Source organism: Amylibacter sp. SFDW26, assembly GCF_009184395.1.
In the GTDB taxonomy this organism is placed as follows: domain Bacteria; phylum Pseudomonadota; class Alphaproteobacteria; order Rhodobacterales; family Rhodobacteraceae; genus Amylibacter.
Map to the genome: position 1 here is coordinate 566,797 of NZ_WEIC01000001.1, position 15,859 is coordinate 582,655.

Annotated in this window: 13 protein-coding genes; 8 read left to right on the forward strand and 5 right to left on the reverse strand. The window is 43.6% G+C overall.

Annotated elements, in window-relative coordinates:
- The first annotated feature begins 112 nt into the window (after window positions 1-112).
- From F9L33_RS02920 to lpdA, 5 genes are all read left to right on the forward strand, one after another.
- Complete coding sequence (locus F9L33_RS02920) at window positions 113-3,478, forward strand: DUF3971 domain-containing protein (RefSeq protein ID WP_152141230.1); 3,366 nt, start codon at window positions 113-115, stop codon at window positions 3,476-3,478.
- A gap of 41 nt (window positions 3,479-3,519) precedes the next feature.
- On the forward strand, window positions 3,520-4,569 hold the full coding sequence (queA, locus tag F9L33_RS02925; RefSeq protein ID WP_152141231.1) for a tRNA preQ1(34) S-adenosylmethionine ribosyltransferase-isomerase QueA: 1,050 nt from the start codon (window positions 3,520-3,522) through the stop codon (window positions 4,567-4,569).
- A 99-nt stretch (window positions 4,570-4,668) separates the two neighbouring features.
- Window positions 4,669-5,946, forward strand: a complete 1,278-nt coding sequence (locus tag F9L33_RS02930) for an MFS transporter (protein WP_152141232.1) — start codon at window positions 4,669-4,671, stop codon at window positions 5,944-5,946.
- Window positions 5,947-6,000: 54 nt separating this feature from the next.
- The gene (locus F9L33_RS02935; RefSeq protein WP_152141233.1) at window positions 6,001-6,576 is read left to right on the forward strand and encodes a DUF924 family protein; all 576 of its coding nucleotides are present in this window, start codon (window positions 6,001-6,003) and stop codon (window positions 6,574-6,576) included.
- Between the two features lie 90 nt (window positions 6,577-6,666).
- Window positions 6,667-8,061, forward strand: a complete 1,395-nt coding sequence (gene lpdA / locus F9L33_RS02940; protein ID WP_152141234.1) for a dihydrolipoyl dehydrogenase — start codon at window positions 6,667-6,669, stop codon at window positions 8,059-8,061.
- Here the strand turns inward: lpdA and F9L33_RS02945 are convergent.
- Window positions 8,058-8,792: a VIT1/CCC1 transporter family protein gene (locus tag F9L33_RS02945; protein ID WP_152141235.1), complete on the reverse strand. Its 735-nt coding sequence runs from the start codon at window positions 8,790-8,792 to the stop codon at window positions 8,058-8,060. The genes lpdA and F9L33_RS02945 overlap by 4 nt on opposite strands.
- 96 nt (window positions 8,793-8,888) lie before the next feature.
- Window positions 8,889-9,434: a peroxiredoxin gene (locus tag F9L33_RS02950; protein WP_152141236.1), complete on the reverse strand. Its 546-nt coding sequence runs from the start codon at window positions 9,432-9,434 to the stop codon at window positions 8,889-8,891.
- A 262-nt stretch (window positions 9,435-9,696) separates the two neighbouring features.
- Here F9L33_RS02950 and lipA point away from each other — a divergent pair, with 262 nt between their 5' ends.
- Together lipA and F9L33_RS02960 are read left to right on the forward strand one after the other, a co-directional pair.
- Complete coding sequence (lipA, locus tag F9L33_RS02955) at window positions 9,697-10,647, forward strand: lipoyl synthase (protein ID WP_152141884.1); 951 nt, start codon at window positions 9,697-9,699, stop codon at window positions 10,645-10,647.
- A 16-nt stretch (window positions 10,648-10,663) separates the two neighbouring features.
- Entirely contained in the window at window positions 10,664-10,993 is a 330-nt protein-coding gene (locus F9L33_RS02960; RefSeq protein WP_152141237.1) for a DHCW motif cupin fold protein, read from the forward strand.
- Window positions 10,994-11,030: 37 nt separating this feature from the next.
- Here the strand turns inward: F9L33_RS02960 and F9L33_RS02965 are convergent, their stop codons facing one another.
- Together F9L33_RS02965 and F9L33_RS02970 are read right to left on the reverse strand one after the other, a co-directional pair.
- Complete coding sequence (locus F9L33_RS02965; RefSeq protein WP_152141238.1) at window positions 11,031-12,611, reverse strand: DEAD/DEAH box helicase; 1,581 nt, start codon at window positions 12,609-12,611, stop codon at window positions 11,031-11,033.
- Between the two features lie 113 nt (window positions 12,612-12,724).
- Window positions 12,725-13,795, reverse strand: a complete 1,071-nt coding sequence (locus tag F9L33_RS02970) for an NAD(P)/FAD-dependent oxidoreductase (RefSeq protein WP_193221953.1) — start codon at window positions 13,793-13,795, stop codon at window positions 12,725-12,727.
- A 308-nt stretch (window positions 13,796-14,103) separates the two neighbouring features.
- On the opposite strand from F9L33_RS02970, the gene F9L33_RS02980 reads away from it, so the two are divergent.
- Window positions 14,104-14,553 carry a type II toxin-antitoxin system RatA family toxin gene (locus tag F9L33_RS02980; RefSeq protein WP_152141240.1) on the forward strand — a complete coding sequence of 150 codons (450 nt, stop codon included), beginning with the start codon at window positions 14,104-14,106 and terminating at the stop codon, window positions 14,551-14,553.
- A gap of 64 nt (window positions 14,554-14,617) precedes the next feature.
- Here F9L33_RS02980 and F9L33_RS02985 read toward each other — a convergent pair whose 3' ends face one another.
- Window positions 14,618-15,799 (reverse strand): ammonium transporter, encoded by a 1,182-nt coding sequence (locus F9L33_RS02985; RefSeq protein WP_152141241.1) that lies wholly within the window; start codon window positions 15,797-15,799, stop codon window positions 14,618-14,620.
- Between the last annotated feature and the right edge of the window lie 60 nt (window positions 15,800-15,859).

The window sequence follows — 15,859 nt, forward strand, 5'->3', positions numbered from 1 at the left end:
CCTCATGGACTGGCGTTTATTCATCTGAATGATAAGATATAATTTATAAATACAAATAGTGTTTGAATAAAAAGATCAAACAAAATTCTAGAGCAGGAGTGTTTCCAAAGAAATGGTTGGGAAGCAAGCTGATATCGAAGAAAGACCTCGGTCAAAATCTGCGTTTCGCAGAGTGTTCAATGCTGCCGTGTATTTAGTTTCGCTTGTTATTGTTCTGTTTGTTATTGCGGGCGCTGCTTTTCTCATACGAATAAAATCTGGCCCCCTTGCTGTTCCAGCAGCGCAACAGACTGTAGAGCGGCTTGCAAGCGATGCCTTAAGTGATTTTGATGTAACGGTTGGGGCCGTCAATTTGGTTATGGCTTCGGAAGGTTTAACCACTCAGGTGCAGTTGTCTGATGTGGTTATTTCATCCAAAGAAGGGCAAAGAATTGTTGCTTTGCCTATTGTGCGTGCAACACTTGATCCAATCACATCAATACGATCAGGTATAGAAGTAAATACTGTTGAAGTAATTGGTGCTGAAATTCGTGTTTTACGTGATCGCAACGGTAAATTTAATTTCTTACCCGCAGATAGTGATAATACTGCGGTTATTGGGCCTGACGTGGTTTTTGCAAACATAAATGCAGCCGCTGTAAAACGTCCATTAAACACTCTAAAACTGATCACTATGGCTGATACACAAGTCACATATGTAGATCAATTGAATGGGCAAATATGGACATCGACTAAGACGCTTTTGAAATCTGAACGTGATGGGGATGTCATAACGGCAGATGCTGACATTGTTCTACAATCTACGGGACAAGAGGATACATCTGCTGGGTTTAGGTTTTCGTATAATGTTGGTGCGGATGATTTTGATTTCGGTTTGAAATTTGAGAATGCAAAAACCACTGTACTTGCCGATCAGGTTCCGACTTTGAATTTTATGCGTAGTTTTGATGCCGCTGTTACGGGTTCTTTGAACACAACGGTAACGACAGATGGGACATTGGGGGCTTTGTCAGGTGTGTTAGAAGCATCTGAAGGCCAACTATTAGAGAGCCCACAGGCGCATCCAGTAAAGTTTAATGGGATCAAAGCCTATTTTGATTACGATAAAGCCGCAGATAGTTTTAATTTTACAGAAGTGACAGCCGAAAGTTCTGTGGGCAAATTATCTGGTGGAAGTAATGTATCACTCTTTAGGGATGATAAAGGTGTTGTTACGTCTGTTTCGGGGGTGATGGATTTAACTAAGTTGGAGCTTTATCCAGAAGGTGTTTTTGAAGAACCTGTTGTCTTAGATAGTGCGCATGCAAATGTTCATCTGACATTGTCACCATTAACACTTACCTTACAAGATGCGACCCTTAAGGCGGGTGACCAAAGTATAAACCTATATGGGTCCTCTGTTGCAGGGGATGTATATTGGAATAATTCGTATCTCATTACATTCAACGAAGCGACGCGTGATGAGGTGATGCATTATTGGCCTGTGATCGCAAAACCAAAAACGCGTGATTGGATTAAACAGAACGTTCAAGAAGGCATTGCAAAAAATGGACGCGCGCAAATAAGCAGTAAAAATGGTGCGATTAATGTCGATTTTAAATTTGATATTGAAGATGCTAAGGTCCGTTATTTGAAAACATTACCCGTTATTCAGAGTGGTTTTGGGAAAGGACACCTGACGGAGAAAACGTTTTCAGCATTTCTATCCACTGGACATGTTATTTCCCCAAATGGTGAGAAAATTATCATCGACGGTTCGAAATTTACGGTCCCCAATTTAACAGCTAAGCCGTCAATTGGGGAGGTGGATCTAAAAGCCAAAAGCACATTACAGGGTGCTTTGTTCTTGCTCGATGAACAACCTTTTGAGTTCCTTAAGAAAGTAAATCTAAAGCCGAATTTGGGAACAGGGCAAGCGGACGTTGTTGGGAAACTCCTGATACCACTTGAAAAAGGTGTCACGACAGATGACGTGATTTTTGATGCGAATGCTATCGTTACAGATTTGACGTCAAAAGAGCTTGTAAAGGGCCGAACAATTGTGTCTGAACAAATGAAGTTACATGCAGATAATGATGGGCTGACGCTAACTGGAAATGCAAAGTTAGATGGTTTATTGGCAAAGACAGAATGGGTCATGCCGATTGGCAAAGAACATAATGGACGCTCTTCTATTGTGGCGGATGTTACTTTGAATGATGCGAATTTACGTATATTGGGTATCCAATTTAATAAAGGGACTGTAACAGGCGCTTCTCCAGCTGTTTTTAAAATTGACTTTGAAAAAGGGCGTGGGCCTGAATATTCCTTGACGTCTACAATGACTGGCTTGGGACTTAACCTGAGTGGATTGAATTGGGCAAAACCTAGGAATGCAAAGGGTAAACTGGCTGTTTCTGGGAAATTGGGAGATAAGTTAACCATTGATGCGCTTTCTGTTGAAGCTGCAGGTTTGAAAGCAAAAGGCGCTGTTTTATTAAACGCTGACAACACATTTAGACGGGCTGACTTTACTAATGTGACTGTGGATCGTTGGTTGAATATTACAGCTGCCATAGAAGCAACAGGTGGAGGGAAAACTAAGATTACAGTCAGTAAGGGGACTGCCGATCTACGCAATGTAAGTTTTTCTAAGTCAGGACAAGGTCAATCTGGTGCGCCAATGGATATTCTTCTTGATCGTTTGATCCTTGCTGATGGCATGACCTTAACGAGTTTACGTGCCAAACTGCAAAACAACAAAGGATTGCGTGGCAATTATTCAGCTCGCGTGAATGGTGGAGCCGCAATTAAGGGAACAATATTTCCGCAACAGCATGGAACAGCAGCAGAGATTACATCTGTAAATGCAGGTGAGGTCATGCGCTCTGCTGATCTTTATAAAAAAGGTGTTGGCGGTGGTTTGCGGATGGTAATTGTCCCGACTGAGAAAGAAGGCGAATATAAGGGCACATTTCAGATCAAAAAGTTTAAAGTAAAGCAAGATAGTGTGTTAGCAGATATTTTGAATGCTATTAGTGTTGTGGGATTAGTCCAACAATTGTCTGGCGATGGAATTGTCTTTGAGAGTGTTGATGGGCAATTTGCATTAAAGCCAAAAGGGGTGGAATTGCGGAAAACTAGCGCTGTGGGAGCATCTATTGGAATGACGCTAGATGGAACATATAATACAGCGACAACAAACTTGAATTTCGAAGGGGTTGTTACGCCAATTTATGCTTTGAATGGGACGTTGGAGCGCATTTTCGGAAAGCTTTTTGGGCGAACAAGGGGGGAAGGATTGTTTAGTTTTGTTTATAACATGTCTGGTCCAGCAAAGGATCCTCAAATTGGAGTGAACCCTTTTTCAATTTTAGCGCCGGGTGCGTTTCGTGAAGTGTTCAGGACGGATATTCCGAATATTGATGCGCCTCAGAAAACGAAGCCTGTCAGAAAGAAAAAACAAACGGATCCAGTCGATGTCGATACACGTAATTAGTACGCTTGAAATTTGATCGTCTTCAAGTCAAAAGACCTTCTATGTACTTATCTGATTTCGACTTTAATCTTCCTGAAGAGCTGATTGCTCTGCGTCCCCTAAAGCCGCGTCCATCGTCACGTTTGTTAATCTCTGACGGCGGAGATAAATTTGACCATCATTTTTCTGATATCTGCGATTACCTTCAAGCAGGTGATAGATTGGTGCTCAATAATACAAAGGTCATTCCTGCGCGTTTAAATGGTCGTAGGCGTCGTATCTCAGATCAAGGAGAAACTTTTGCTGCTGTAGAAATCACATTAATATCTTGTGACGCACAGGGTAACTGGTTGAGTTTAGCGAAACCAGCACGTCGCTTGAATGTGGGTGAAGAGATATACTTTGATCTTGAATTGATTGCGACTGTCATTTCTAAAAACACAGAAGGTGTTGGTCTGTCATTCAATAAAACAGGTAAAGAATTTGATGATGTGATTGCAAATATTGGTATCATGCCTCTTCCACCATATATCGCTGCAAAGCGGCCTGCTGATGAGCAAGATCATGATGACTACCAAACCGTATTTGCAAAAGAATTGGGGGCTGTTGCTGCTCCTACGGCTTCGTTACATTTCGATGAAGCCTTAATGGATAAATTAAATGCCAAAGGAATAACCTTTTCTGAAGTGACACTTCATGTTGGGGCAGGTACTTTTTTACCTGTTAAAACGGATGATATATCAGCGCATAAAATGCACTCAGAATGGGGTCACGTTTCTGAACAAGCGGCTACCGAGATTTTAGATACGAAAGAGCAAGGTGGGCGTGTCATTCCCGTTGGAACTACAGCATTACGGCTGATTGAAACTGCTGCGCGTGATACAGGCCAAATACAAGCTTGGACGGGAGATACAGATATTTTTATTAAGCCTGGTTTTCAGTTTTATGCTACAGATGGGTTAATCACAAATTTTCACCTGCCAAAATCGACACTATTAATGTTGGTGTCTGCGTTGATTGGGCTGGACAGAACACGTGAAATCTACGAACACGCGATTGAAAAAAAGTATAGATTCTTTTCCTATGGAGATGGATCACTTCTTTTCCCATAAACGAGATTAAAAACGACGTTCTAAGGGTCGCGTCTGAAATAATATATTTTCAGAAATGCGCTACAATTTGAATACCGAATAGCGAATACGGAGTACGCCATGCTGTTGGTTCTAAGAAATTCATGGCCCTTGTTTCTGGGTGTTATGTTACTGATGCTTGGCAATGGTTTGCAAGGCACGCTTTTAGGTATCCGCGGTTCTATTGAAGGGTTTAGCCCGAATACAATGGCATGGGTTATGTCAGGGTATTTTGTTGGGTTTCTGGGTGGTAGTCGTATGGCCCCGGAAATGATCCGGCGTGTTGGTCACGTACGAGTGTTTGCTGCACTTGCATCCTTTGTGTCTGCTTGTCTTCTGCTTTATGCGGCCATTCCGAACGTTGTTGCGTGGTTTTTATTGCGTGTGATGATTGGGTTCTGTTTTTCTGGTGTCTACGTCGTGGCGGAAAGCTGGCTGAACGATTCAGCAACGAATGAAACGCGTGGTCAAACATTGTCTTTATATTTGATCGTCCAGATGATCGGTATTGTAACAGCCCAAGGTGTCTTAAATTTTGCTGACCCAAGCGGATACACATTGTTTATTATATCATCTGTTTTGGTTTCTATATCTTTTGCACCTATTTTGCTATCGATCAGTCCTGCGCCAATGTTCCAAGCAACGAAACCGATGTCATTCAAAAAGTTGTACACTTCATCACCAACGGCAGTTGTTGGAACATTCTTCTTGGGTGCTATATTTGCAGCATTGTTTGGTATGGCATCTGTTTTTGGCACTGAAAAAGGGTTGGATGTTAAAACAATTACTATTTTTGTGGCGTCAATCTATATAGGTGGCATGTTGCTACAATATCCAATTGGTTGGATTTCAGACCATATGGATCGCCGTAAGTTGATCATAATGTTGACAATTTTTGCAACAGTGTCGATGTTTGGCGGCAAACTATTCACAGATAATATCTATGCATTATTGATACTCGGTTTTATTATTGGTGGCGTCGCAAATCCACTTTATTCGCTTTATATTGCATACATGAATGATTATCTGGACCACGATGATATGGCAGCAGCCTCTGGTGGTTTGATCTTTATCAATGGGTTAGGGGCTGTTGGAGGACCGTTCTTAGTCGGTTGGATGATGACTGAATTTGGTGCTGATAGTTTTTTTGTTTATCTTGGTGCTCTTTTTGGAGTTAGTGCACTTTGGGCCTTAGTTCGCTCAACACGCCGCGAAGCACCAAATGTCGAAGATACAGCATCTTATGCTCCTATTACAATGAGTGCGACTGCTGTTGCTATGGAACTTGCAACTGAGGTTGCGATTGATATGGCCGAAGACGCGGAAACTGAAGCAGAAAGTGATAATTCAAAAGCTTGATCTAGGACCTGTTTTATTCTTTGTTCTAAGTATTGATGGCAAAGGATAAATATAATGACCATTGCAGATAAAATTGTGCAGTTTTGGGTTCACGACACTGGACCCAAAGGTTGGTACATGGGTACAGAAGAACTTGATGGAACTATTCGCGCGCAATTCCAATCCCATTGGCAAATGGCCCTTGAAGGCGGTTATTTAGACTGGGGGCAGACAGCACGGGGTGCTTTGGCTTATCTTATACTTACGGATCAATTTCCACGTAATATGTTTCGCGATGACTCACGTGCTTTTGCAACGGATGAATTGGCACGATCTATGACACGCAGCGCAATAGAGCAGGGGTTTGATTTGGAAATAGAAGGAGAGGAGCGCCAATTTTTTTACATGCCGTTCGAGCATTCCGAAGATTCTTATGATCAAGAATTATCTATTTCGCTAATTGCAGAGCGTATGCCAGATCACCCAACACAGCTATTACATGCAAAAGCACATCAAGAGGTTATTCGAAAATTTGGACGTTTTCCATATAGAAACAATGCTTTATTACGTGCGTCGTCTGATGAAGAGACTGATTTTATGTTGAATGGTGGGTATCAAATGATCATACGAAAACTGGATAAGAAAGCGTAAATTTCACAGGCTTGTGTTTTATTTCTAAATCCAGCATAAAGAATGCAATAATGGTTTAATGTTAAACTAAATTTTTGAAGGTGCTTTGATATGGCTGCAAAATCTTATGATATGATCGTAATCGGCGCAGGCCCAGGTGGTTATGTGGCAGCTATTCGAGGTGCACAACTTGGATTGAATGTTGCGATCGTTGAGCGTGAACATATGGGTGGCATTTGTTTGAATTGGGGATGTATTCCAACGAAAGCTATGCTTCGATCCTCTGAGGTTTTCCACTTGATGCACCGCGCCAAAGAATTTGGCCTTTCAGCGGATAATATCAATTATGACCTTGATGCTGTTGTAAAGCGTTCGCGCGGCGTTGCTGGACAGCTAAATGCTGGTATCGGTCATTTGCTAAAGAAAAACAAAGTGACTGCTATTATGGGCGAAGCGACTTTGACTGCTAAAGATAAGGTTTCTGTAAAGACGGATAAGGGCACGGAAAAACTGACATCTAAGAATATTGTATTGGCAACTGGTGCACGTGCAAGAGAGTTGCCTGGGCTAGAGGCTGATGGTGATCTAGTTTGGACATATAAAGCAGCATTAACGCCGCCACGTATGCCTAAAAAACTGCTAGTAATTGGATCTGGTGCTATTGGGATCGAGTTTGCGAGTTTTTATAACACACTGGGCGCTGACACGACTGTGGTTGAAGTCATGGAGCGTATTTTACCTGTCGAAGATAAAGAGATTTCTGATTTTGCCAAGAAAGCGTTCAAGAAACAAGGCATGAAGATCATGGAGAATACCATGGTTAAAAAGCTGGACCGTCAAAAGGGCAAAGTGATCGCGCATATCGAAACAAGCGGCAAGCTTGAAAAGGCCGAATTTGATACAGTTATCTCTGCCGTAGGTATAGTTGGTAATGTCGAAGGACTTGGTTTGGATAAAGTTGGCATCAAAGAAGACCGCAGTCATGTTGTTACAGATCCATATTGTCGTACAAATGTTGACGGTATCTTTGCTATTGGTGATTTAGCAGCTCCACCTTGGTTGGCGCATAAAGCCAGTCACGAAGGTGTTATGGTTGCGGAACTAATAGCAGGGCTAAAACCACACCCTGTGAAACCAGAAAGCATTGCGGGGTGTACTTATTGCCATCCACAAATCGCTTCAGTGGGTTATACAGAAGCGGCTGCCAAAGAAAAAGGCTTTGACATCAAAGTTGGGCGCTTCCCATTTGTTGGGAACGGTAAAGCGATTGCTTTGGGGGAGGCGGAAGGCATGGTGAAAACCGTTTTTGATGCGAAGACAGGTGAATTACTTGGCGCGCATATGGTTGGGGCTGAAGTCACCGAAATGATCCAAGGCTATGTTGTTGGACGTCAGTTGGAAACGACAGAAGAAGATTTGATGCACACAGTGTTCCCGCATCCAACATTGTCCGAAATGATGCATGAAAGTGTATTAGATGCTTACGATAAAGCGATCCATATTTAAGCGAATGCTAATCCAACACTGTAAGCAACTGCGGCACATACGCCACCTACCAATACGGTCTCGCCAACACAACGGGTGATATTTTGTTTAATAACCCAATAACGTAACAGTCCAAGAATGGTTAAGGCACTGAAGGTTGCTATAACAGACAGGTGGAATGTGGATTGAATTGGATCCAAAATGAAATATGGAAGAAGGGGGATTACCCCGAATACCATAAAAGCACTAAATGTTGCCAAACCATTTAATGCAGGATTTTCGCCCTCAGGATCAGACATGCCGATCTCATATGTCATCATGAAATCCGCATAGTAATCAGGATACTTCTGCATAATATCCGCCATGGCTCTGGCATCATCACTTGATATCCCTTTTTCTTCTAGTATTTCTAATGTTTCTATGCGTTCCATAGTAGTATTATGTTCGATTTCGTATATTTCTTTTTCACGAATAGAGTAATATAAATCCCTTTCAGAGCGTGCAGATAAGAATTCTCCAAGACCCATTGCCGCTGCGTCTGCGAACAAATTCGCTAAACCAAACAGCAGAACGGCAATGCCCCCAATCTGTGCAATACCATCTGACCCAGCCCCAGCAAAACCAGCAACTACGGCAAAAGTTGTCACAATCCCATCATTGCCGCCATAGATGATTTGCTTGATGAATTCTCCAACACGACTGATGCTGTGTTCTTGGCGTTTATGTTCTGCAAGTGTCTGTATGTCTGCCATTTTGAGCCACCTTTCAACAGTAACGAGCCTAAAGTGTTTCATGAAAAAGGGCCACCCGTGTGGGCAGCCCTAAATCAGTGTTGATGTTAAAGCCGATTATGCCGCTTTGTTTGCATTCGCTTCAAAGTATTTCTTAAGATTTTCTGGTGAGCTTTCACCATATGGGTCATCTGCATGATTATCTGCTTTGCCGGGCTCTTCAAACCATGCTTCAACTTGGCCGTCATTGATAATGGCCGCATAGCGCCATGAACGCATGCCAAAACCAAGGTTATCTTTATCAACCAACATACCGATCTGACGTGTGAATTCGCCAGAGCCGTCAGGGATTACTTTAACGTTTTTAAGATTCTGAGATTGCGCCCATTTATTCATAACAAAGCTGTCATTCACAGACATGCAATATATTTCATCAACACCTTGGGCTTTGAAATCCTGAAAGTTGTTTTCAAAGCCTGGTAACTGGTACGTTGAACATGTTGGTGTGAATGCGCCAGGTAGGGAAAAGAGAACAACACGCTTGCCAGCGAAATAATCATCTGTTGTCATGTTTTGCCAACGAAATGGGTTATCACCACCAATAGATTCGTCGCGAACGCGTGTTCGAAAAGTTACGTTTGGAAGGTTAACGCCAGTTTTCATAGGATATGTCCTTATTGTTGAATATGAGTATAAGACTCACTTGGTTTATTACAGGATATGCCTACGATATTGGTGTCAGAGGACAACTGATAAAACCACTGTGGTGACAACTTGCGACATTATATCCATGACCTTGTTTATGAACGATGAAAAATCAAAATGGGCTGTGCTTTTTTAATGGTTTTATGACGTTTCTGCACAGTTTTTACGGGACATTCTGATCCGCAAGAGTTAGGCTTGTGTGAACAAGAAAGGTATCGCTATGCGTGACTTGAATATTCCTGCGGAACGGCATCCAGAAAAGGCCCATAAGCCTGATAATGTTCAGCCGAAAAAACCTGATTGGATCAGAGTGAAAGCTCCCAGCGGGCAGGGCTATGCAGACACGCGTAAAATCATGCGCGATAATAATCTTGTGACTGTTTGCGAAGAAGCAGGATGTCCAAATGTTGGTGAATGTTGGTCGCAAGGCCACGCCACAATGATGATTATGGGCGAAGTTTGTACGCGTGCCTGTACTTTTTGTAATATCGCGACAGGTAAGCCACCAGAAGATTTAGATGTGTTTGAACCGGGCCGTGTTGCTGCTGCGGTAAAAAAGCTTGGATTGAACCATGTGGTCATCACATCCGTAGATCGTGATGATATCAAAGATGGTGGTGCAGAGCATTTTGCACAGACTATTCGTGCAATCCGTAAGCAATCACCAAAAACAACGATCGAAATTCTAACGCCTGATTTTATTCGTTGTGATAACAGTGTGTTAGAGGTCGTTGTTGAAGCGCGCCCTGATGTGTTTAACCACAACTTAGAAACTGTTCCAGGCCTTTATCCAGAAGTACGTCCTGGTGCGCGGTATTTCCACTCTTTGCGCCTTTTACAGCGTGTGAAAGAACTTGACCCATCCATGTTCACGAAATCGGGTATCATGGTGGGATTGGGTGAAGATCGCCAAGCTGTTATGCAAGTTATGGAAGATATGCGTGCTGCGGATTTAGATTTCTTGACAATCGGTCAGTATTTACAGCCAACACCAAAACACCACGCGGTGGATCGTTTTGTGACGCCTGAAGAGTTCGCAGCTTATGAAAAAGCAGCTTATGGTAAGGGTTTTCTGATGGTTTCTGCCACACCATTGACGCGTTCTAGCTATCATGCAGGTGATGATTTTGCGAAACTGCGTGCCGCACGCACCAAAGCGTTAGGGCTCTAATATTTAAGGGTTTATTATGAAAATGAATAACATTCCGTTTGGAATAACGGATTGGTCTGCCATTGAAAAAACAGAGCATGCAGGCGACACTGGCAAAGCTTTTTGGCAAACGCAGGTTTTTGATGATATCCGCGTGCGTATGGTGGAATATACTGCTGGGTATTTAGCTGATCACTGGTGTGAAAAGGGGCATATTTTAATGTGCCTTGAGGGTGAGCTTACAACCGAATTGGATGATGGCCGTATATTCGTTTTAAAACCTGGTATGAGTTATCAAGTTGCAGATCATGCTGAGGCACATCGTTCATCTACAGAAACTGGCGCCATATTATTCGTAGTAGATTAAAGTAAAGCCCCGCAAAAATTTTGCGAGGCTTTTATTCTTAACGCTTAGATTTACGACCTTTGCCACCGCCTTTTGGTTTCCCTTTTCCTTTAGGGCCACCAAATGATTTGCTTGGGCGAGGGCCACCGCGACCGCGGCCTGACCTGCCGCGTGGTTCTGGTTTTTCCTCTGGTGGGATAACAACCGAAGTCAAGCCTTCTAACTGAGTAACAGGAACAGGCTTTTTAATTGTTTTTTCAATATCGCGCAGGAGTTTTTGTTCATCTGGAGAGCAGAATGAAATCGCACGACCAGATGCGCCCGCACGTGCAGTGCGACCAATACGGTGTACATAGCTTTCTGGAACGTTTGGCAGGTCATAGTTGATTACGATCTCAATACCCGAAATATCAATACCACGTGCTGCAATATCTGTTGCAATCAGCACATATGTTTTACCTTTGCGAAAATCTTCTAATGCACGCTGGCGTTGACCTTGGGATTTATTACCATGAATTGCATCCGCTTTAATATCCTGTGTTGCCAACCACTTAACCAGCTTATCTGATCCATGTTTGGTGCGTGCAAATACGATGATACGCTTGCTAGGGTTTTTCTTTACAATACGTTCAAGTGCCAATCCCTTGTTCATTTTGACAAGGTGCATTACCTCTTGTTTCACTTTTTCCGCTGTTGTGCTTTCAGGGGCAACAGAAACCTCAACTGGGTCATTCAGATGGTCAGATGCTAATTCGCGAATAAGCTTGGGCATTGTTGCAGAAAACAATAAAGTTTGACGTTCTTTCGCCAACTTAGGCAAAATACGCTTGATGGCTGGCATAAAGCCAATATCCATCATTTGATCTGCTTCATCTAAGACAACAAAATTGGTTTGATCTAAGCGTAAACCTTTTTGATCAACCAAGTCTTCTAGGCGACCTGGAGTTGCTACAAGGATATCTACGCCACGAGATAAGGCTTGCATCTGTCTGCGAATAGGGGCGCCACCGATGGCAACCGCAAAATCGAGAGGTAGTTTTTTACCCATATCGCGCAGGTTGGTGTGAATTTGCATCGCCAACTCACGTGTCGGTGTCAGTATTAATACACGTGTGGAACGTGCTTTGCGCTCTATCGGGTTGTGCAATAATTTGTGCAGAATTGGCAAAGAAAAGGCTGCGGTTTTACCAGTGCCCGTTTGGGCCAAACCAACAATATCACGGTCCTTTAGAACTGCTGGAATCGCTTGCGCCTGAATAGGTGTAGGTGTTGTGTATCCAAGGAAAGACAAGGATTTAACCAGCAATGGATCAAGACCAAGCTTATCAAATGCAGATGCATCGCTTTTGGGTGTTTCAGCGATAACCTTCGCTTCGGCCGCTTTCTCCTTTGGAGATTTCTTTTTGGGACGCGGGCGCGGTGCTTCACCTTTAAGCAATGCAAAATTTGCACCAGCTTTGCGACCTGTTTCTGTATCTGTTTGTACATCAAAAGATACACGTATACCTTCTGCAAGGTCTTTCAGGCCAGACGCCTTCAAAGCCTTCATGTGTACAAACACATCATTTTCACCTTCATCGGGATTTACGAATCCGATGCCCTTTTTGGCATCGTACCAAAGCACAGTTCCTGTCAGCATATCGCTCTTTCAAAAAGGCGCAGCCTTCACATACAGGCGCGCGTTAAGGGATGGCGGAGGTGCCGTATATCCCGTAGGCGGCTTCAATAGGGTTCGAGGGCTAAAGTCAAGGCTTATAGATCAAGTGTGTTTGCTACAAAGCGGCGGCGCAGGGATGGAACGCGTGCAAACAGTTTTAAGAGGCGCATAAGGATAAAACGTTTCGTAAAGCTGGTTGTCGTAACCGCTTTTCTCATACGTTCCGACATTTGTATGGCTTTCTTGCCCAACGGGTGGCGGATCGCAGTATAGTTCTTAGTCGTACCATTCGCGATGCATTCGGCCAGTTCTGCGGCATCTGCGATACCTAAGTTCATTCCGCGACCGCCAACAGGGGAATGACAATGCGCTGCATCACCCGCCAAAAACGCGCGACCAAGTTGGTAGGTTTTGGCCTGCCGAATAGACACTTTAAAGGTGCCAGAACGGCGAATCTTTTCGACAATCATTGGAATTGGAAGGGCGGCAAGGGCATCTTTGGATGTAGCAACAACTCTAAAACGCTCTTTATCTAGGGGAACTGTAACCGCAACGTTTCCATCTTTAAGTAAGAAGATACTGAAACTGCGTGGATTTCGCCAAACTTTGGCATCCACATCAGCAATCGACCATGTTTCAGGTAAGTCAAACCCTTCATAAGGAATACGTAAGGCCTCGCGTACTGTAGAATTTACGCCATCTGCACCAATCACGTAATCAAACCGGAAAGCCTTGCCCAAGATGCTAACTGAAACCTCATTGTCTGATTGCGAAAGTGATAAAAATTCGGCGCCGTAATTCACTTTACCACCTAATTCTCGAAATACTTTTAGCAAATGATATTCAGTGCGATCTTGGGGAAGTGCGTACAAACGCTTGTTCAAACCCCTTAAGCCATTCATCTTGATCGAAGAGACCTGTTTATCTTGATTGTGGAAAACACTGGATTGAATAATTACAGCTTCTTTGCGAATGGCTTTTGCAGCGCCAGAAGGTGTCAAAATATCCATTGAGTTTGGTAAGATGCCAACGGCGCGGGATAAATTTGACGCTGTTTTCCGTTTTTCAATCACAACAGGCATAATCCCGCGGCGCGCCAATTCGATTGCAGCGGTTAATCCTGTTGGGCCTGCACCCACTATTAAGACACGTGTGCTTTGGGTCATGATTGTCAGAATTTCGGTGTTCGTCGGATACTGTTGACTGATAGAAAATCTGGCCAACCGTAAAAATATTCGTAAGCGTATAAAAGCGCGCAAGCGAGGATGATATAGAAAACAAATTTTACGCGTTTCCATGACGGAGGGTTTTGCGCCCAACGCTTCATGCGCATCATCCAATGCAATCCAATCATGGTTCGTTTTCCTTTAACCTGCTTACAGGTATTACGCCCTTATGTACCACATGTTAGCGAATTTACCTTATGCTACAAGATAGCACGTGACCTTTGTGAAAACGCTGCCTAAATAGGGGTATGCCTACACACGCTGAAACACGAATAATGCCTTATACAGCCAAACAGATGTACGATCTGATCGCGGATGTGGATGCTTACCCCAAATTTTTACCTTGGTGTTCTGCTGCACGCATTCGTAAGCGCACCCCAGATGGTATGAACGAAATTGTGGATGCGGATTTGGTAATCTCTTTCAAAGTGTTTCGTGAAAGATTTGGGTCTCGCGTTACTTTGATGCCGGAAGATAATAAAATTGTTGTTGAATATCTGGACGGGCCTTTCAAATACCTGAAAAACAATTGGTCATTTGTTGATTGTAAGGATGGCTGTGAGGTGGATTTTTTCGTTGATTTTGAATTTAAATCTAAAATCTTACAAACGCTTATTGGTGTGGTTTTTACCGAAGCTATGCACCGCATTGTAAGGGCATTCGAAGATCGCGCCGCAGAACTATACGGCACTAAATAAATATACAGTATAAAAAAAACCGCCCCCGAAGGGACGGTTAAAGTACAGGAAGAGTACTCGGTAATTATGATGCGTGATCGTATGCGCGCTCACCATGTGATGTCAGATCAAGACCAGTAACTTCATCTTCTTCTGACACACGAATTGGGAAGATAACCGCTACTAATTTCACCAGGATGAATGTCACAACAACAGTAAAGACCCCTACAACGATCAGGCCGCCCACTTGTGCGGTCCAATCTGCGTGACCTAATACTGCTAACATTATGATACCAAACATGCCGCCAACACCGTGTACGGCGAATACGTCTAATGTATCGTCAATTTTCAACATGTTCTTAACAACACCGCAAAGTTCTTGGCAAAGTACGCCTGCGATTGCACCGATCAACATGGCTTCCATTGGGCTAACTGAACCAGATGCAGGTGTAATAGATGCAAGGCCAGCGATTGTACCTGTGACCATGCCAACCATGGATGCCTTACCGTACTTGATACGTTCGTAAGCGGCCCATGTTAAGGATGCTGTTGCGGCAGAGATGTGCGTTACGGTCAATGCCATAGCTGCTGTACCGTCTGCTGCAAGTGCTGAACCGCCGTTAAAGCCGAACCAGCCAACCCATAACATTGATGCACCGATCATCACATAACCAGGATTATGTGGGGGTACGTTTTTATTTCTGCGCGCGCCAAGTACGACGGCAACGACCAAAGCTGCAAGACCAGCTGTTTCGTGTACAACGATACCGCCTGCGAAGTCATTGACGCCTTCTGCAAACAAGGACCATTCAGCGCCAGCCAATAGGCCGCCACCCCAGATCCAGTGCGTGACTGGTGCGTAAACCAACAACATCCATAGGCCAGAGAATGTTAGAACGAATGCAAAGCTGATCCGTTCTACATATGCACCTACGATCAATGCAGGTGTGATGACTGCGAATGTCATCTGGAAAGCAAAGAATAGGATTTCAGGAATAGTGCCCGACATTGTATCTGATGTAACACCTGTCATGAACATTTTGCCTAAGCCGCCCCAGTAAGCGTTCCCTTCGCCAAATGCGATGGAATACCCCGCTACCAGCCATAGGACTGACATCAAACATGCAATTGCAAAACATTGCATTAATACTGAAAGTACGTTGCGTGCGCGAACCAAGCCGCCATAAAAGAGCGCAAGGCCCGGAAGTGTCATAAAGAGTACCAGCGCCGTTGCGACGATGATCCATGCTGTATCTGCACCGTTCATTTTCATATCCCTCAAAAAATGCGTAATTGAGGTGTTTTTAGTCGCGATTGCAGGTTTAGA